The organism is Xenorhabdus sp. NBAII XenSa04 (assembly GCF_963866145.1).
Taxonomy (GTDB): Bacteria; Pseudomonadota; Gammaproteobacteria; order Enterobacterales; family Enterobacteriaceae; genus Xenorhabdus; species Xenorhabdus indica.
In genome coordinates, this window is the sequence record NZ_CAWMEB010000192.1 from 1 (window position 1) to 439 (window position 439).

1 protein-coding gene is annotated in these 439 nt (G+C 45.1%); it reads right to left on the reverse strand.

Annotated elements, in window-relative coordinates:
• On the reverse strand, positions 1-419 hold a 419-nt coding region (locus AAC147_RS08095; RefSeq protein WP_047686286.1), incomplete at its 3' end, for a tyrosine-type recombinase/integrase.
• Positions 420-439: the final 20 nt, after the last annotated feature.

Consider the following 439-nt stretch of genomic DNA (forward strand, 5'->3'; position numbering starts at 1 on the left):
ACAGCACGTTTACCAATATACGGGAAGATATCTTTTTTCAGATATTCCAGAATGTCTTCGGCATAGCCTTTTGACCAGTTTGGGCGCTTATACTCATGCCACTCAATAGCGATGGATTCAAAACTATTGCTGACCGCAAATACTTTAGCTGCTTTTTCTGCTCTCTTTTCTTCTATCGGATCATGACCATCCGATAGCGTCCGCCGGGCTTCATTTCTCTTGGTTCGTGCTTCGGCAAGGGAGATTTCAGGATATACCCCTAATGCGAGTAGTTTTTCTTTACCTGCGAGCCGATATTTTAGCCGCCAATAGCGAGAGCCATTAGGGTTAACCAATAGATATAATCCGCCGCCATCGGCAAGTTTATAGGGTTTTTCTTTCGGCTTTGCAGTGTCCACCTGTCGGGCAGTTAGCTTCATATGGGGGTATCTCACTTCAT